At 35.4% G+C, this 17,589-nt stretch carries 19 protein-coding genes and 3 pseudogenes; 13 read left to right on the plus strand and 9 right to left on the minus strand.

Going from position 1 to position 17,589, the window contains the following annotated elements:
* Nucleotides 1–1,185 precede the first annotated feature (1,185 nt).
* Nucleotides 1,186–1,344 carry a hypothetical protein gene (locus AAHB15_RS29085; RefSeq protein WP_342043834.1) on the minus strand — a complete coding sequence of 53 codons (159 nt, stop codon included), beginning with the start codon at nt 1,342–1,344 and terminating at the stop codon, nt 1,186–1,188.
* Nucleotides 1,345–1,598: 254 nt separating this feature from the next.
* Between AAHB15_RS29085 and AAHB15_RS29090 the strand changes: the two genes are divergently transcribed.
* A complete protein-coding gene (locus tag AAHB15_RS29090) occupies nt 1,599–1,799 on the plus strand; it encodes a hypothetical protein (protein WP_342043835.1) in 201 nt (66 codons plus the stop codon).
* Nucleotides 1,800–1,889: 90 nt separating this feature from the next.
* Here AAHB15_RS29090 and AAHB15_RS29095 read toward each other — a convergent pair whose 3' ends face one another.
* On the minus strand, nt 1,890–2,225 hold the full coding sequence (locus AAHB15_RS29095) for a L,D-transpeptidase (RefSeq protein ID WP_342043836.1): 336 nt from the start codon (nt 2,223–2,225) through the stop codon (nt 1,890–1,892).
* A gap of 444 nt (nt 2,226–2,669) precedes the next feature.
* On the opposite strand from AAHB15_RS29095, the gene AAHB15_RS29100 reads away from it, so the two are divergent.
* The 4 genes from AAHB15_RS29100 to AAHB15_RS29115 all read left to right on the plus strand — a co-directional run bounded on the left by AAHB15_RS29100 (nt 2,670) and on the right by AAHB15_RS29115 (nt 5,753).
* Entirely contained in the window at nt 2,670–3,164 is a 495-nt protein-coding gene (locus AAHB15_RS29100; protein ID WP_342043837.1) for a DUF421 domain-containing protein, read from the plus strand.
* Nucleotides 3,165–3,510: 346 nt separating this feature from the next.
* Entirely contained in the window at nt 3,511–4,305 is a 795-nt protein-coding gene (locus tag AAHB15_RS29105; protein ID WP_420491238.1) for a putative protein N(5)-glutamine methyltransferase, read from the plus strand.
* A gap of 268 nt (nt 4,306–4,573) precedes the next feature.
* The gene (locus AAHB15_RS29110; protein WP_335575884.1) at nt 4,574–4,852 is read left to right on the plus strand and encodes a hypothetical protein; all 279 of its coding nucleotides are present in this window, start codon (nt 4,574–4,576) and stop codon (nt 4,850–4,852) included.
* Nucleotides 4,853–5,192: 340 nt separating this feature from the next.
* On the plus strand, nt 5,193–5,753 hold the full coding sequence (locus tag AAHB15_RS29115) for a CBO0543 family protein (RefSeq protein WP_342043838.1): 561 nt from the start codon (nt 5,193–5,195) through the stop codon (nt 5,751–5,753).
* Between the two features lie 345 nt (nt 5,754–6,098).
* On the opposite strand, the gene AAHB15_RS29120 is transcribed toward AAHB15_RS29115, so the two are convergent.
* On the minus strand, nt 6,099–6,932 hold the full coding sequence (locus tag AAHB15_RS29120; RefSeq protein ID WP_342043839.1) for a MerR family transcriptional regulator: 834 nt from the start codon (nt 6,930–6,932) through the stop codon (nt 6,099–6,101).
* A gap of 119 nt (nt 6,933–7,051) precedes the next feature.
* Here AAHB15_RS29120 and norA point away from each other — a divergent pair, with 119 nt between their 5' ends.
* Nucleotides 7,052–8,245, plus strand: a complete 1,194-nt coding sequence (gene norA, locus AAHB15_RS29125; RefSeq protein WP_342043840.1) for a multidrug efflux MFS transporter NorA — start codon at nt 7,052–7,054, stop codon at nt 8,243–8,245.
* Nucleotides 8,246–8,317: 72 nt separating this feature from the next.
* On the opposite strand, the gene AAHB15_RS29130 is transcribed toward norA, so the two are convergent.
* Nucleotides 8,318–8,488: a tyrosine-type recombinase/integrase gene (locus AAHB15_RS29130; RefSeq protein ID WP_335574069.1), complete on the minus strand. Its 171-nt coding sequence runs from the start codon at nt 8,486–8,488 to the stop codon at nt 8,318–8,320.
* Nucleotides 8,489–8,594: 106 nt separating this feature from the next.
* Between AAHB15_RS29130 and AAHB15_RS30360 the strand changes: the two are divergent.
* Nucleotides 8,595–9,108, plus strand: a pseudogene (locus AAHB15_RS30360) (DinB family protein).
* 60 nt (nt 9,109–9,168) lie between these two features.
* Here the strand turns inward: AAHB15_RS30360 and AAHB15_RS29145 are convergent.
* Nucleotides 9,169–9,923: pseudogene (locus tag AAHB15_RS29145) on the minus strand (tyrosine-type recombinase/integrase); the annotation flags it as partial.
* A 249-nt stretch (nt 9,924–10,172) separates the two neighbouring features.
* On the opposite strand from AAHB15_RS29145, the gene AAHB15_RS29150 reads away from it, so the two are divergent.
* The 3 genes from AAHB15_RS29150 (at nt 10,173) to AAHB15_RS29160 (ending at nt 11,784) form a co-directional block, all read left to right on the plus strand.
* Nucleotides 10,173–10,658, plus strand: a complete 486-nt coding sequence (locus AAHB15_RS29150; protein ID WP_342043842.1) for a DinB family protein — start codon at nt 10,173–10,175, stop codon at nt 10,656–10,658.
* Between the two features lie 370 nt (nt 10,659–11,028).
* A complete protein-coding gene (locus AAHB15_RS29155; protein WP_335574077.1) occupies nt 11,029–11,229 on the plus strand; it encodes a hypothetical protein in 201 nt (66 codons plus the stop codon).
* Between the two features lie 84 nt (nt 11,230–11,313).
* The gene (locus AAHB15_RS29160) at nt 11,314–11,784 is read left to right on the plus strand and encodes an NUDIX domain-containing protein (RefSeq protein ID WP_335574076.1); all 471 of its coding nucleotides are present in this window, start codon (nt 11,314–11,316) and stop codon (nt 11,782–11,784) included.
* A 204-nt stretch (nt 11,785–11,988) separates the two neighbouring features.
* Here AAHB15_RS29160 and AAHB15_RS29165 read toward each other — a convergent pair whose 3' ends face one another.
* A complete protein-coding gene (locus AAHB15_RS29165) occupies nt 11,989–12,222 on the minus strand; it encodes a DUF3892 domain-containing protein (RefSeq protein ID WP_335574075.1) in 234 nt (77 codons plus the stop codon).
* A 1,173-nt stretch (nt 12,223–13,395) separates the two neighbouring features.
* Between AAHB15_RS29165 and AAHB15_RS29170 the strand changes: the two genes are divergently transcribed.
* Together AAHB15_RS29170 and AAHB15_RS29175 are read left to right on the plus strand one after the other, a co-directional pair.
* A complete protein-coding gene (locus AAHB15_RS29170) occupies nt 13,396–13,596 on the plus strand; it encodes a cold-shock protein (protein ID WP_042463323.1) in 201 nt (66 codons plus the stop codon).
* A 267-nt stretch (nt 13,597–13,863) separates the two neighbouring features.
* A complete protein-coding gene (locus tag AAHB15_RS29175) occupies nt 13,864–14,223 on the plus strand; it encodes a hydrolase (protein ID WP_335574074.1) in 360 nt (119 codons plus the stop codon).
* Between the two features lie 207 nt (nt 14,224–14,430).
* Here the strand turns inward: AAHB15_RS29175 and AAHB15_RS29180 are convergent.
* Nucleotides 14,431–15,272, minus strand: a pseudogene (locus AAHB15_RS29180) (manganese catalase family protein).
* 173 nt (nt 15,273–15,445) lie between these two features.
* The gene (locus AAHB15_RS29185; RefSeq protein WP_342043843.1) at nt 15,446–16,213 is read right to left on the minus strand and encodes a TraR/DksA C4-type zinc finger protein; all 768 of its coding nucleotides are present in this window, start codon (nt 16,211–16,213) and stop codon (nt 15,446–15,448) included.
* A 278-nt stretch (nt 16,214–16,491) separates the two neighbouring features.
* Here AAHB15_RS29185 and AAHB15_RS29190 point away from each other — a divergent pair, with 278 nt between their 5' ends.
* Nucleotides 16,492–17,055: a general stress protein gene (locus AAHB15_RS29190; RefSeq protein WP_342043844.1), complete on the plus strand. Its 564-nt coding sequence runs from the start codon at nt 16,492–16,494 to the stop codon at nt 17,053–17,055.
* A gap of 82 nt (nt 17,056–17,137) precedes the next feature.
* Here the strand turns inward: AAHB15_RS29190 and AAHB15_RS29195 are convergent, their stop codons facing one another.
* Entirely contained in the window at nt 17,138–17,311 is a 174-nt protein-coding gene (locus AAHB15_RS29195) for a hypothetical protein (RefSeq protein WP_342043845.1), read from the minus strand.
* Between the last annotated feature and the right edge of the window lie 278 nt (nt 17,312–17,589).

The raw sequence follows: 17,589 nt of genomic DNA on the forward strand, positions 1-17,589 counted from the left end.
ACGTTGCAGTTTAATTGTGCGAAATGTTTCTGACTTAAATTGGGATTGGTCACAATACTCAGGTAAAGGTCTGACAGTTCCTGTCGGAACTGAAGGATTATATCGAAGAATCAAATGATGGGGTAACGCCCTGAAGGGTTCTCTCTTAGTCGAATAGCACTGGATTTAGTAAGATTGATAGTGTTATAAGCTCGGCGAAAAGGCGTGAGAAATTACCGTACCAGTTCGGCTGACGAAAGCCTACCCGATGGGGTGGTGTAAATCATGATGCTTGAGTTGAATGAATATGGTGAGAATGCGAATAAACCTACAAGAAATGGTTAAGCTGACGAACTTCTGAATGTACTGGTCTATACCTGCGATACATAGAAATGTATATATCGCCAAATTGTGAGGTTAGATGTGGATGAGTAAGACTAACTAATATGAAAATCCATGATACGTTTCAGGCGTATGAATGCTAACAGGCTTATAGGAAGCACCTAAGTTCATTCAATAATAGATATAATTCAACATTGTAAGCTGATAACGTGGAGGGCTTACTCCCAAAGAAGCGTTGATAAGGAAATCGGCAGTGAGAATAGCTGCCATATAACTTATTTTTATATCAGTGAAAGTGGTGGCACAGTACCGATGAAATGTCTAATCCACATGGAGGGATAGCCACTAGACTAATGAAGAATCATTTAATCATGCAAGGCAAATCTTTATCGGTTAATAAGGTTCTTGTGAGACTAATAGAGGTTCACCTCCTACGGGAGGCTCCGACTTATTGAGACGGAAGAATTGAGACACGGAAGGTACTACAATATCAAAAGTGTTGATGATTACATCGAATTGGATTAGTTGGAACGCCGTATGAGGTGAAAGTCTCATGTACGGTGCGAACGGGGGGAAAAGGGAGCGATAACTTCAAACCCTTACCTATCTGTATGAAGAAGGAATTTATTAACGTAGTATATGACACTAATTGCGACGTTTACTTCATGAAAAAGAGCTGCCTAAAAAGGACAGCTATAGCGAAAATATTACTTGTAATTGCTAAGGAGCGTAGCAAGTAACATTTTGTATTAACGATTAACATTCAAAAACTGTCGAGCCTATTTGAGAATAAATGAAAATAGGAGGAAAGGTTTACCCTTTCCTCGATAACAAATAGATAATTAGTTTAGCTATTTATCTACCTCATAGTCTCGTAATATCAAGAGGAACGATAACTTGCCCATTTATTCTTTTATGAATTACTGGGTTACTAAAGGAATCATAATCCAAACTATCTTTTTTAGAAGAGCGTGCACGAACATCTATACATAATATACTTCGAATGGTGTTGCTGTTTGTCATTGAATCATCTCCTCTATAGGTATTGATGTAAAATTTTCTTCTGAAAAATAAAAAATACCTAAAAAAGATGAATAAATTAAGTGAAAAGTTATTCCTGATAGGAAACAAATAGGAGTGAAAAAACGAAATATTAGATTTAATTTGGAAAGAAAATAATAAAGGGATGCTCTGAAGGTATGAACATCCCAATTTTTAAAGCGAACCTCAATTAAATTAATATGGATGGTATGGTCCATAATGATAAGGATATCCATATGGATGGTGGTACCCGTAATACGGATAATGTCCGTAATGATGATGATGGTGTCCATAGTGGTGATATCTATAAGGGTGATAGTGTGACTGTTGATAGTAATCATGATAAGGAAATGGAGTTGGAGTCATTTTCTCACCTTCTTTTTTTAGTCATTTTACTTTATGAAAAGAAGATGATTAAAGAGTTTGTCATTTTATAAAATAGTCTTTTTACCCTCAGTTTACAGCACAGTTCGAGGATAGGTGAACTTTGACTGAAACTACTTAGTAAAAGGACAAGAAATATAGAGTCATTTATGAATAAAAACCCTAGTACCAATTGGAACTAAAGAAGATAATTCTAGAACATCATGATTAAACATTCTAATACATCCATGTGAGACATTCTTGCCTATAGAAGATGGATTATTTGTTCCATGTATACCGTAATGAGGTCTTGACAATCCCATCCAAAGTACTCCAAATGGTCCGCCAGGATTAGGATCCTTGTTAATAATTGTGTATGTTCCTGTAGGAGTTGCTGACAATATTTTTCCAACTGCAATTCGGTAAGTTTTTAAAAGTCTATGACGATCAAAAAGTTTTAATTGGTGTTTTGATGTTGAAACATCAATCCATTTAGCCATGAAGATCAACTCCATTTTTTGAACATTGTATGAAGTAAATCAGGATATGTTAATTAACAAGAATGGGTGGACAGTTAATAAGAAAAAAACAAACTGATTAATGAACAGATCGAAGATAATGTGCAGTCACAAGGGATGGTACTTGCTCAACGGGGGGATTAAATTTTAATGCTTTTTTATTCTTAATGTAACAGGTTGAAGTAGAAAATTAGTAAATAGCTTTTATTTTAAATTCTAGTTTCTAAATACTTTCTACATATAAGGTGTGAATATTACAAATAATAACAAAAAATTTAAAGGAATGATAAAAATTATGGATTTTTTAGCAGATCTACCTTCCTTCCTTATTTTTTAAAGGCCTTATTAATTTTTTCTGCTGCAGTTGTTCTTCTGCGTATCGCAGGTAAGAAATCGCTTGCGGAAACAACAGTCTCGGAAGCTGTGTTGAGGATTTCTATCGGTGCAGTGCTAATCCAGCCTTTAGCCTTGAGAAGGGAATGGGAAGCAATATACGCTGGAACTTTGCTTATTATAGGAGTTGTATTATTAGCAAAAATACAAATATGGTTTCCTAAATCTAGGAAATTCATTAATGGAGTACCATCAATACTAATTAAAGATGGAAAGATGAAGTTAGAAGAGCTAAAAAAAGCAAGATTATCAACAGATGAGTTAGAAGGTGCACTTCGCCTAAGAAAAATTGGAAATGTTGAAGATATAGAATTAGCAATATTAGAGCCGAATGGTAAAATATCGACTGTCCTAAAGCCAAATAAAACACCTGCAACCAAAGAAGATATCCAAAAAATTTTGGATATCTTAGCTGAGAATGGTATTCGTTCTTCGTCCCAAAATCAGTTTGAAGCGAAAACGCCACCATTATTTAAAGAAGCTTATTCCGAAGGAGAAATAGTGGACTATAAACCTCAGTTACATTAAATTGCCGACTTTTTTCTTTTTACAATACATAGCGTATCTTGTTTACTAACTGGTTCATATATAGAGGATCCAGCTGCTGCCATCGATGCAGCTTTTTTTATTTGTGTAACATGTGAGATACTTTAAAATAAGGAATCTTTATTTTTGATTTAATTAACAAAACAGATTGTGAAGGGACTGTACTTAAACTTACGGGTGGGTTAGCGAAAGATCCGGGCTGTCATTTTGGCAGCTTTTCTTATTGAGCTAACGTGGGTGAGGTTAATGGAAGAAGGACTTTTCCAATTTTTAACGAACTACCTATAATAACCTTTACAAGGATTGGGTGGTATTTATAGGGAAGCAAATGAAATTTTATATTGATGACCAAATTCAAGAAAATATAATCGAGATACTTCGGACCGCAGGTTGTGTTTTTGCAGAAGAAGAGGCTCGGCTTCTTATTTCTGAAGCACCGACATTGGAAGCCCTGTCCTCTATGGTCAATCTTCGAATTAAAGGTACCCCACTTGAACATGTCCTCGGTTGGGCGGAGTTCTGCGGTATCAGAATATCAGTAGACCCAGGAGTTTTTGTACCTCGCCGCCGTACTGAGTTTCTCGTGCAAAAGGCAATTGCCCTTTCTGCTCCTGGAGCAGTAGTAGTTGATCTTTGCTGTGGTACTGGAGCGGTGGGTGTAGCGATAGCAAAAACTCTTGGACATATTGAGTGGTATGCAGTCGACATCGATCCAATCGCCGTGCGCTGTGCGATCCGCAATGTTACACCCTTGGGTGGTCGTGTATATGAGGGGGACCTCTATGAGTCATTACCTGCCAAACTGCGTGGGAAAGTCGACATCCTTGTAGCAAACGCACCTTACGTACCGACCGAGGCAATCAAAATGCTTCCCCGAGAATCGCGTCTACATGAACCGAAGGTGGCGCTTGATGGAGGAAATGACGGACTTGACATTCAGCGGAAAGTGGCAGAAGAAGCATCCCTCTGGTTAGCTGCTGGGGGGTATCTATTGGTAGAGACGAGCGAAATGCAGGCACATCAAACCTTTGAAATCTTTACCCAACATGGGCTAATCCCTCAGTTGACCCACTATGATGAACTTGAGGCTACTTTAGTAATTGGAACTAAACCACCCCATTAGGCTGAACTATGTATTTCTACTATTTAATGAACACGCATCTTTCATAATAAAGGACGTGGGGCATTTTAGTTTGTGAATAAATATACGTAAAGTAACGGTGAAATAGTTGAAGATGAAGATCGCTGCGACGATCTTTTTTTTTTGAGTTAACGAGGCAGTCTTGTTCAAGAAGGTATTAGTACTAATGTAAAGAATATAATGTAATAAATAACTGATTTCTGGTCGTTTGTCTTATAAAAAGGATTAGATACGAAAAGGAGCTAAAAAGGTGTATATAGTAATTGCATTTCTGGTTTTATTATTGGTGTTAATTGCAATTATTCAACTAACTTCAAATAGGAAATGGAAACTAATATGTACTGTATTTGGATATGAAAATTATTTTACGGTAATTGCAAAATTGAAAAGTGAAGGAATAAAATACAAAACTAAAACTCCTTTAAATTCAGTTGTCAAACATCATTTTAAAGATTCTATGCAATATGATGTGTGGGTAGAAAAAGAAAATGAACATATTGCCCAAAAAGCATTGCACAAAAATAATTGATTTATTCTTTGAACTAATAGGTTGCAAGAGTTGAAGATGCTGTCATTTTGGCAGCTTTTCTAATTGCACTAAATGGGATAGTTTAATAAGAAATTGATAAACTAATTTTATAAATAGTGATGTAAGAGGTTAATCTAAATTAAATTTGAAAAAAAACCTTGGATTAGGGATATATAAAGAGGAAGAATTAGCCAACAAGAAATTACTTAGAAAAGGGCAAGAAAAATATGTATAGAATTCATTACTAAAAAACTGGAAATATTAATTAGGAATTATTCTTCAACCCTCATATGCGAAATTCGAATGCAAAGGATGAATGATTACATTGGATAATTCCAGAATGGATAGATTTGATAAAATCGTTAAAATGGGAAAACATACAACTGAAGAATTAACAGACTATTGGATGGATTATGAACTATATGCTTCTCTTGAATACTGGATGATGGTTACTCTCTTGGTGGTTCCACTATTAATTTTATTCTTTAAAATTGATAAAAATAAAATTTTTTTAATTGGTTTTTATGGATACAGTTTTCATCTTATATTTGGATATTTAGATTTATATGGGAAACATAATGGATTATGGAACTATCCGTTTCCACTAATTCCTGCAATCCCTGGATTTGCGATAGATGGTAGTCTTGTCCCTGTTGCTTTTATGCTGGTATACCAGTGGACCTTAAACAATAACAAAAATTATTACCTCTATTCTTTTATTACAGCCCTAATTTTTTCATTTATTATTAAGCCAATATTAGTTCAGCTAGAATTATTCAAACTGTACGAGAATATAAAGTATTTTCACCTTCTTATCGGATATATCTTTGTCTTATTGACAGCAAAGTTTATTACCAATGTATTTTTATGGACTCAAAAGAAATTTATAAAATTAACTTGAAATTTATGCATTATTATCGTTCACATCCGAGGGGAAATTCCTTTAACTAGCTAAAAAAGTGATGATGCATTTGGGATAAATTCAGACTATTTCTTAATAATATCCACTTCCATCGCCAAGAATTAAAGTGATATCTATGATTTAAGAAAAGAAATTAGCTACATTCTGTAAATTATAATTAGGAGGAGCAGTGTGCATTATTAGGACAAGCACGGTTCGTGAGGGGGGTGGAGATCAATTTACCGCAAGGTAAAAAGGTTCCCTTCTACTCGACTAGTAAAACAAGAGTTGACGTCTAGATAAAAAAGCTTGGGTTAAATTTTCCCAAGCTCATCTATATAAGAATTAACTCTCTATTTGATCGACTTGTATCATAATTTTGGTGACGTAATGTTCCTTATGATTCATTACAACTGTATCATAAATATACTCTTCAAAAACATAATCACCTAAGGCTAAATTTAAACGATCCATCTCTGAAAAAAGTCGCTTATATGTTTTATGTATTGTTTTCTCATCCCCTATATGATATCCACTGAGAAAATCACCCTTAACACTTTTAAAATATGGATATCCTTCCTTTGGATTTGGTTGCTCAATATATAAATAGCTATAATTAGTGAATTCTCCCTTTAATACTTGCTCCCGTTTCGTTATAACACCTATTGGATATCCTGTATCAAGTTGTGATTTGTTCAATTCATTAATAAAATCTGAAACGACCTCAACAAATTCTTCATCGGTTATATTTTCAATATTTCTACTTAAATAAAGTGTTGCTTCTGGTAATTGTTCAAGCATAACTTGATGAAAATTAAGGTGTGACGCTTCTTCCATTAATGCTATTTTTGCCTCGATAATTTTTTCCTTCATTTCAATCTCCTTACGTTTTTTAACAATCTCTACTTTTTTTTGATACATTAAAGACAAAAAACTTTCAGGCGATTTATTTTGCATATATTGTTGAATATCGTTTAGCGACATACCAAGATCCTTTAATAAATCAATAACAAAGTATAGCTCTATCTGGCGAATTGAATAATAACGGTAACCTTTTTCATTTTTCAATACCGGAGACAAAAGCCCAATTTGATCATAATAAAAGAGTGTCTGTTTGTTTACTTTGCAAAGCTTCGCAAATTCCCCTGTAGTTAAATATTTTCCATTTTTTTTATTCATTTTTTACAGCTCACCCCTTGACTATATAGTTACTATATACACTAGGATGGAAATTGTAAACAAATGAAAACAATACACGTTAGTTGCGGTAATTAGTTTTGTTAAGGAGAATGTAAAAGATGAAGACTCATAAAGTCACCTTAGGATTATTATTAATGAATTTATTCATAGCCTTCTTGGGAATTGGTCTTGTAATTCCAGTCTTACCTACGCTGATGAATGAATTAGGCATTACTGGAACAACAGTTGGTTATTTAACAGCAGCGTTTGCAATTGCTCAATTGATTGTTTCACCATTTGCAGGGAAAGCGGTAGATAAATCGGGTAGAAAAATTATGATTGTAATTGGCTTATTTATTTTCGGCATCTCAGAATTTTTATTTGGGATCGGCAGAGAAATCGAAATGCTATTTATTTCTCGTATTTTGGGTGGAATTAGTGCTGCGTTCATTATGCCAGCTGTTACAGCTTTTATTGCTGATATTACAAATTTGGATACTCGCCCGAAAGCACTCGGGTTTATGTCAGCTGCAATTAGTACAGGATTTATTATTGGACCAGGTATTGGTGGATTCTTAGCGGAATTTGGAACACGTATACCATTCTTCTTTGCAGGTGGACTTGGTATAATTGCGGCAATACTTTCTATTATTTTATTATCTGAGCCAAATCGTAAAGAAGATAATAATGAACAAGTCTCAGATGGGAAGATTGGCTTCAAACGTATTATTGCCCCAAAATATTTTCTTGCGTTTATTTTAATTTTTATTACCTCATTTGGTTTAGCAGCTTTTGAATCGTTCTTTAGTCTATTTGTGGACCATAAATTTCAATTTAAACCATCCGATATAGCCATTGCTATCACAGGTGGTGCAATTTTTGGTGCAGTTTCACAAGTCATATTATTTGATAGGGTTACACGAATTTGGGGTGAAATTAAACTGATTCGATATAGCTTAATATTATCTGCCATACTTGTCTTTTTAATGACTGTTGTTCATTCATATTTCTCTATTTTACTTGTTACATTTATTGTTTTTGTAGGATTCGATTTATTCCGGCCAGCAGTTACTTCATACCTTTCAAATATCGCCGGGGACGAACAAGGTTTCGTTGGTGGAATGAACTCTATGTTTACAAGTTTAGCGAACATTAGTGGACCAATTCTAGGGGGTATATTATTTGATATAAATATTAACTACCCATACTACTTTGCGACTGTAATACTATCAACGGGAATAGTTATTACATTGTTCTGGAAGAAGCAAGCAAATGATTCATCAAACGAAGTGAAGGCTAGTGTAGCTAATTAATCAATTGAAATAAAGACGAAAATTGTGAAACATTGTACTAAATCTCAACGGGGGCTTTTGTTAAAGGTCCTGTCAAATGCTTCCGCTAAGTTGGGCATAAATTCGCGTGGTTTCACTTTTCTCATGACCAAGTAAACTCTGAATAACATCCAGCGGCGCTCCATTATTCAATAAATGAGTGGCATAGCTGTGCCTGAGTTGGTGCGGATGAATTTGTTTATTGAAGCCAGCTCGATTTGAAATACGCTTATATTAAAGTTTGATTAAATTAGGTGTTTAATGAAGGTACCCATTTGTGTATAATTGGAAGAATATTCTGGTATTTATTTTTCTACGGGGTGGGATAGTGATGGAAAAACACGAATATGAGTGGGTAAAACAAACGAGACAGATTTTACTAGACCAGTGTAAAGAATTGAATGAAAATGATTTTACAAAAGAGTTTGGATTCGGTTTTCAAAGTATAAGAGATTCTTTAGTTCATGTGGCGGGTTGTTATCATGCTTGGCTGGGTTCTTTTGTGCTTTCAAAAACAGCTTCACCACTATTAGCAAAGGAAGCAATCAATGATATGCGGATAGAGGATATTCAACGTTATTTTCAACAGGCGAATATATATGTAGATTGAACAATTTACTGAAAAATTTGATGATATTATCGAAAAAGAACCTTCTTGGAAAGTAGGCAGTGGGGCTGTAAGAAAAACGCCATACCAATTACTAATCCATTCTATTACGCATGAATTTCATCATAAGGGGCAAATTGTAGCAATGCTGCGTCTGCTTGGTTACTCACCTAAAAATACAGACATATTGGGGCTACCTGAAAAGGAATTCGCTAAACAAGAAATAAAGAATTATTGAACTAATGGGTGCAATAGTAAAAAGGCACGGAGTGTCAGTTGCCTTTTGCCAATCCATTTTTAACTGAGCATAAATCCTAGTGGTCTCGGCTTTTTCGTGCCCAAGTAAACTTTGAATTACATCAATAGGAGCTCCATTGTTCAATAGGTGTGTGGCATAGCTATGGCGTAGTTGGTGTGGATGAATTTCTTTGTCGATCCCCGCCCGACTTGATATTCTTTTTATGATGTACCTCATCTGTCCAATACTCATTCTATGCGGGTGTCGTTCAGGAACAAAAATAGCTGGGGTCTTTATCCTGGCGAAAGTCTAAGTATCGCTTGAGCCAGATTTCACACCGTATATTAAAGTAGACCTCCCTTTCCTTATCGCCTTTTCCAAGCACAATGGCAGAATGATTTGACCAATTAATACAATTTTTATCAAGAGAAACAATTTCACCTATTCTACAACCTGTTGAAAACATGAATTTCGAATAATGCCTTTTCCATTGGAGTAAAACATACTTCCCTCAAATGTTCAATTTCTCTCTCTGTTAAAAATTTTGGAATCCGTTTTCCTTGTTTAGGTTCTTTGATTTTGGCAGCTGGATTTTTGGGCATATGCCTTTCCTCGTATGACCAACGAAATATCGATTTAATAAATCGAATTCGATGAGCCAAACTCGATGGCTTTAAGTGTTCACTTGATTTTGCTAAGTATCCTTTCAGCTGATCAGTTGTCAATGATTCAATATTCACATCGTTAAAGTATTGGATAATTAGCTTAGATTGGAGTCTATACGCTTTTAATGTCTGATGAGAGAATCCTTCAATCCTTTTATCTGATTCATAAAGTTCCCAGGCTTTTGATAATAAAAATAAATTCCTCCTTTTGGGTTAAATAAGAGGAATTATTGCCTTGATTATTGAAATGGAAACGTGCAGATATTGAACTATCTGGCAGGATAGTTGAAGAAGGAATTCAACCTATATTTGTAGAAATAGTAATATTTAGCAATGTTTGGTATTACTCTTATAGAATTTTTACAGTTCAATAATTTTCTAAAATGGGGAGGGGCTTTTTTGCAAATTTTTTTTAGATATAACTGGATGGTAAGAGAAGACTGGTATCGTTGGTGTGAAGAGTTAAGTGAAGAAGAACTTCTGCAAAACCGAACGGGTGGAATGGGAAGTATATTGCATACACTTTTCCATATAGTTGATGTCGAATGGAGCTGGATACGTCTTTTACAAGGTAAAGCAGACTTTCAGGAGAGTTTCGATGGTTATAAAAGCTTGGATAAGGTTCGAAAATTGGACGCTGAATTTCATTTAGAAGTGGAAAGCTTTGTGAACAACTGGGATGCTAGTATGGAAAATCGTTTATTTTACGATACCTTGCCTGATGGAAAAATTGTGACGGATACTTGGGGAGAAATCATGCGACATACCATTGCTCATGAAATTCACCATTTAGGACAATTATCAATTTGGGCAAGGGAAATCGGAAAAAAGCCTGTTTCTGCAAACCTTATTGGTCGGGGTCTTTCATCTTATTCCAATAAATAATTCAAATAGAAATTAATATAGTCGGTTTCTGTATATTTATGGGTATGATAATTTAAAAAGAATCAACTTTTCCTTGTTCTGCGGGGGTTCAGTTTTGTGGAGCAATACCTAAGGAAATTGGGTTGTTCTTTAATGAGGTATGTGATTTACACGTTCCTATGGTTGAACCTTGGGGAAGTGGCTTTTATGTTAACTCAATCGAATTTAAAAAGCATTCAGATAAACAGATAATTACTAAAATACTGTTAATCTCTGGTGACGAAATAACTTGTATTGCTGAAATAATAAAAATAGGATAACCTTATTCAGCTAACTGGCAGGATAGTTGAAGAAAAAAATGGTAATATGAAGATAAAAGGATGTTGTTTTTATGGTAATACAATCAAAAATGACTTCAAAAGCTATAACAGAAGTTTGGGAAGATACCGTTGCGATTTTTCTTAAATACAATGTTCCAATTACAGATAAAGCATTACAAGTATTAGTTACCGAACACGCTTTACATGTTTTATTACCGGAATTAAATAATTTAGTGGGTAGTTCCAATGCAACTTGCATAGAAGGTGGCTGACAAATGCCTTCTAAAAGGGAGTAGGTTACTCCTTTAATCATATTTCCTTCAGGTCACATTAATAAAAAATTTTCGGTGGTATTTATGGGTTATTGTGAAGATATAAGAGAAATGATAGGTAATTCTCCTCTAATAATAGTACGACCAAGTGTAGCTATGATTAATGATAATGGAGAAATTTTATTAAGTAGATATTCAGGTTCAACTTGGGGGATTCCAGGTGGAATATTGCAGTTAAATGAGTCGGTCGAGGAATGTATTAAAAGAAATATACTTGAAGAAATAGGTATAAAGATAAAGACGTTAAAATTGTTTGGTGTCTATTCTGGTAAGGCATTAATTAATCGAGTCGAGGAAAGTGGAGATGAGTATCATACTGTTGCGATTGGTTATGTATGTACCGAGTACGAAGGAGAAATAACACCTGATAGCAATCAAGGAATAGAGTCACATTTTTTTGGACTAAATCAATTACCTGAAGAAATCGACCCTTTTATTAAAAACAAGTTAGTTGAATTAAAAGGACAATTCGAAAAAATAAAACTCTCTTATTGAGCTAACGAGTGCTATAATTAAATAAGCCAATATATAGAAAAAAGCTCAGAGTTTATATGCCCTGAGCATATTTTTATATGCTGATTATTTTGTTAATTTTCTTGTTAATCCTAATGTTAATCCTCCCGTGATTTTAACAGCTAATTGGAATTTTGTACTTCATAACAGAACCCGTTACTAAAAGACTCATTTTTAATATTTCCATTAGAACTGAGGGAGATTATCAAGGTTGTTGGTCGGATCACCGTCCGGATTGCTACGAAGATGTTCCTCTCCATCGCCACCCTTGAAAACATTGACGTTTACAATCATCCCACCTTTTGCCATCTGTTGTGCTTCTTTGTAATCAACAACTTGACCGTTTGACAACTTTAATTCAATAATATCGTCATCTCCATTCTTACGGACGGCGATGACAGATTCTTGACGTTTTTCCATAATTTCGCCTCCTATATATAAGTAGGATGACTTAAAAAAATAAAAAAATTCATATTATATGAACCTTGCATCCGAAGATTAGCTGTGTAAATCTTTAGCCCAATGATTGCGGACCTTAATTTATAATTTAATCATTTCGTAGTAGCGGACGCTTTTATAAGTTGTTAATAGTTAACTTATAATAACGCGTGTATTAATTTAAGATGGGGTTGTGGTAGCAATTCCTTTTTCTTATTGTGCTAACGGGTCAGGTTAGCTGTGCGAGATGTTTCTAACTTAAATGGAGTATGGTCACATCACTCTGGTAAAGGCTAGACAGTTCCTGTCGGAACAGAAGGATTATATCGAAGAATCAAATGATGGGGTAAACGCCCTGTAGGGGCGTATTAAACTATTTCTCTATTGCAAAAACGGATGTAATTCAATAAGGAAACATTTATTAAATAATACTTTTATTATTTTTTCTTGGAACATGGGTGTTTAGGTGGTTTAGGTTTATGTGGTTTAGGTTTAAGAGGTTTAGGAGGTTTAGGTTTAGATGGTTTAGATGGTTTAGATGGTTTAGATGGTTTAGATGGTTTAGATGGTTTAGTCTGACAAGGTTCGCTGCTTTCATGACATTCACAAGGTTCGCAAGGTTCACAATGATCACAGTCTTCAGAAGATTCACAGCGCACACAGTCTTCACAAGGTTGACAGAATTTAAAGGGCTTAGAAAATTCGTAAGATTTAAAGGACTGACAAGGTTCATCATGTCCATAAAATTTATTAAAGTAACCCATACTAAACTACTCACTCCTTTCTAGAATATAAAATAGTTTATGGAACTTTGATTAAATCTGAAATGGACAAGTATGGAACTTATATTAAAATAATATTAAATACATACTTTTCTCTAATTTTGTTGTTAATAAAGCAAAAGAACACAATGTCATAATGAACAATAACATATCCTACACTTCTATTTTTTTGATATTAAAATGATCAGTAAATAAACACAATAATGTTTTGTGTTAAGTCTTCTTGCAAATTCTTTTGAAAAATGTTATTCTTAAGAAGAATTATTTTTGTTCGGTGTAAAGGATAGTATAAGATTAACTTTTCGTCTTGATGATCACTGAGTGCAAGGATAGTAACACATTGTGTGCAAAGCACACAGCAGGAGGAAACAAAATGGAACAAGGTAAAGTAAAATGGTTTAACGCAGAAAAAGGTTTCGGATTTATCGAGCGTGAAGGTGGAGAAGACGTATTCGTTCATTTCTCAGCTATCCAAGGCGAAGGTTTTAAATCTTTAGACGAAGGTCAAACAGTTACTTTTGACGTTGAGCAAGGTCAACGTGGAGCTCAAGCAGCTAACGTGCGTAAAGCTTAATAATATGAACAAATAAAAGCAGGCTCTTTTAAAGAGTCTGTTTTTTTATTTGTTCCTTTTTAAAAAACAAGGAGCCCCACTCAAGAATGAGTAGGGCACATGTAAACAAGTAAATCAAATGGTAAACAAATTGTATCACATAATCACAAATTCTCCTAATGACCTATGAATGATCTTCAACGCAAAACGGGAACAGCGATTTGCGATTCACCTGTTTTGAACGATGTGATTTGTGGAAAACATACCAAAAGGAAAGGAGATGATCTCATGAATGATTCAAAACACAGTTATTATATTAACATTCAATCTCACGAGATTTTTAGTGAACCTTATGGAGCAGAATGGGATTTTAAAATTGAAGCAACGGCAAGTCAAGCTGCCGTTCTGGAACGGTTGTTTGATAAAACCAATGAAACGGATTGGGAAAGTTATGTAAGAGCCCACATTCCCTATCTTGAATATCATCATCAACCCCAAAACAAGGAATATGATCTACGAATGATATTGATCTATAGCCTACTATATTATTTGGGTGATGAAAAATCCCGTCTCCATATTCGCGATATGGGGATATTAAATGAAGAATTAGTAAACGAACAAGCCATACTCGGGTACCGAGAATTTTGACCCAAAAAATAGAAGTTTATTACTTAAAAGTAATAGGTAGCTGGCGCCCATTACCGAAAGACGAGTAAACATTGAATAAATGATGGGTTGGGATCATATAGATAGTAGAGATAAAATCAGCAAAAATAGCATCAAATGGATGCTATTTTTGTATTTTTATTAAAAAACAAGATGATCTCATGAGAGGTCATCCTGTTTTGTTTGTTTTTATTTATTAAGTGATTTAGTTATATCTAAGTCATGATGCAATTTTTCAGACGGAATACTTGGATTAGGTACTTGTCCTTTTGTGATTGGCTCTTCAATATATACAAAATCTCCAGAACCATCCGGTGCACTTCCTGTAGCCCAAAGACCTTCAGAAGATTCACGGCCTTCTGAAAGATTCCAAAATTCATAGGCCTGAGGTTGGGCTTCCTTTTCCGCTTCAGCGGGGAAAGAAGCAGGGACTACAACACCATTTTTCTCTTCAAGCTCTGCAATTGCAGCCATCCATTGATATTGATGGTATCGGTCACGAGCAAGCATTTTTCGAAATGTCGCACGTACACCTTCATCCGTTGTCATATGGTATAGACGAGCTACTTGAAGTCTACCCTGACTTTCTGCATGTAAATTAGAACGCATATCTGCTAATAAATTCCCGCTTGCTACAATAAAAGCACCGTTCCAAGGTACTCCATTTGCATTAGTAGGCAACGCGCCAAGACCGCTAACGAGTAAATGCTGTGGATTGATACCGCCCATTATGGCAGCAATAGCAGGGTCTTTTGCCGCTTCAGCCTGATCTTCCGGAGAAGCACCATCAAGTAATTGACTGATTAGTGAGCATAGCATCTCCACATGCCTATTTCCTCTGTACCTATATCCATTAACATGTCTTTATACTTTTCTTCACCACGACAATTAAAACCTTGAAATAGATACTGCATCATAACAGTCATTTCTCCAAATTGACCACCAAGTACCTCTTGTACTTGTCGGGCGAGCATAGGATCTGGTCGGTCTACTTTTACCTCAAACTGTAATTGCTTTTGGTGGCGAAACATAAAAGTCCTCCTTTATTAACTGAATTTCTATACTTAATTACCCATCGACCCTTTACATGAATCATTTTTTATTTCAAGAAACATATTTTCCAAAAATGAAACCGTTTAGCATAGGAGTGAATAGTCTACGAACGCATTTAACATGAAAAAAAGCCTCAGAAAAAACAGAGACTTTATGGAGTCTCTGTTTTCTTAACATCTTGTTGATCATCTATATAACGATCTCTCTTTTTAAATGGAATATCGCCAATATTAGATTCAATTCCTTTCCTATCTAGCAGTTCTTCGTACTCTTCCAACTTTCTGGAAGGCAGAATGTTTTTTTCCTCACCAGTGATGTCTGTGGCAGAATAAGTTTCATAATCCTCCGGAAAGGAATCTTCGTTTCTTCCACGGTTATACAGCTCATTATAGTTATTATAATCTCCTACGAGGTCGGCAGGAGTTTCCGAGGTTCCAAACCTGGCGACCTCCCTAAAACTATCTTGCGTATCGACAACGCCATGTTTCGCTTCATGCCTGAAGGAATTAACCTCGGATCGTACTAAGTTGTGTTCCTTAACTGGACTTTGTTCTCCGCTAGATGTTTCTGGAGAGTGATTTACACAATGTAAGGTGGAAGGAAGAACTTCCAGCCGCTCGAAAGGTATTTCGTCCCCGCAAACCTGGCACTTTCCATAGGTTCCTTTATAAATGGCCTCTAGTGCAGTATTTATTTTTTTTAGCTCTCTATCCTGGTGGCCTTCTAATGCAAAGTCCCGTTCACTCTCAAATAATTCTGTACCCAGGTCAGCAGGATGATTGTCATAAGCAGATAATTCACCGACTGTTTCCCGTATGCTCGAATCCATATTATGGTTAACATTTATATGGATTTTAATTGCCTGTTTATCCTGCTCGAGACTCTTTTTTAAGCTTTTAAGCTGGTTTGTAGACAGCATTTATGGTCACATCCTCTTTTAAATTTACTATTAATCTCGTAGTGTAAATACCCTTTTTGTTTTTATAAAAACCTAAAGCAATGATGACGGCTGAGAACGTATTGCTAGAGGAAGGGAGGGTGTCATTCGAATTGGAGGAGAACGGGTGGGATTTTCGATTTTTTTGTTCCAATGTATGTAACACTCATTATTGAGGGTTTGATTTAAGGGCAATGTTTCATTCCTTTTTAGGGAGGGTAATTTTAATTAAGACTACTTAATCCAAAGGAGGAATTTCCATGTACGAACATGAAAAGCATTTGGTAGGAGTTTACGAGACTGAAGATGAGGTAATTGAGGCGGTTGAAAATTTAAAACGGCAGGGCTATGCTTCCGAGGATATTTCAGTAATCGGGAAAAACAAAGACGACGTAAACGATATTAATGATGCTACCGGAACAACTGAAAAAAGCGCTCTTACTGGAGCGGCAACAGGCGGTGCACTTGGCGGGGTATTAGGTCTGCTTGCAGGCGTAGGTGCCCTCGCAATACCAGGCATCGGACCTTTCGTAGCGGCTGGGCCAATAGCTGCTACCCTAACTGGGGCGGCTGCCGGCGCAGGAGTAGGTGGATTGGCAGGAGCCTTAATTGGATTAGGGATCCCTAAAGAAGAGGCAGACCGGTACGAAGACCTTGTTAAAGAAGGTAAATTCCTAGTTGTGGTGGAACGCCGAGAAAAACGTATAGGAGAGGGACAACCAGTCGATAGAAGTGGAACCATAATATCAAATGATCCATACAAAACTCCGATCGCTTCCTTGAATCAAACTAATACTAACATAGGTAACAACAGAAATTCTTAATAATTGATAGTGAAAAGGGTAGCTTTCCTAATTTGGGGAAATATACCCTTTTTTATAGACTGTCCTTATAATATAATTTAATCTAAAAGAAATGATGAAAAATAGACATAATCAACCTCCCTAAAAGTTGAAAAAAACCTACAACTAACCTCCATAACAGACCCAATATTCCATCAATAATAAATTCGATGATTTCCTCAAATAGATAATGGCGTATTTTTTTCTTGTGTTTTTCCTTTTCTTTAAATGGTTTCATCTGTGGTAACCTCTATTGAACTCTAGGTATTTTCAAAATATATTCGTTTTCTCTTTTTATGTTGTTAACGTTAACTGAAAAATATTCGTAGAAGGTTTTTAACTAATTCTCGGGTTTCGATGTAGGTCGGGAAACTCGTCATATGCTTCAAACGGAGCCATTAGTTCAAATACGAAATTGGCTTAGCTTTTTTGAACATTTTTGGGAGGAAAAACTTTCTGCTCTTAAAAAATTTTTAGAAGAAGATGGCCATTAGTTATAAGAGAACCGAGATAGTG

This window comes from Bacillus sp. OTU2372, assembly GCF_038440275.1.
Taxonomy (GTDB): Bacteria; Bacillota; Bacilli; order Bacillales; family Cytobacillaceae; genus Neobacillus; species Neobacillus bataviensis_B.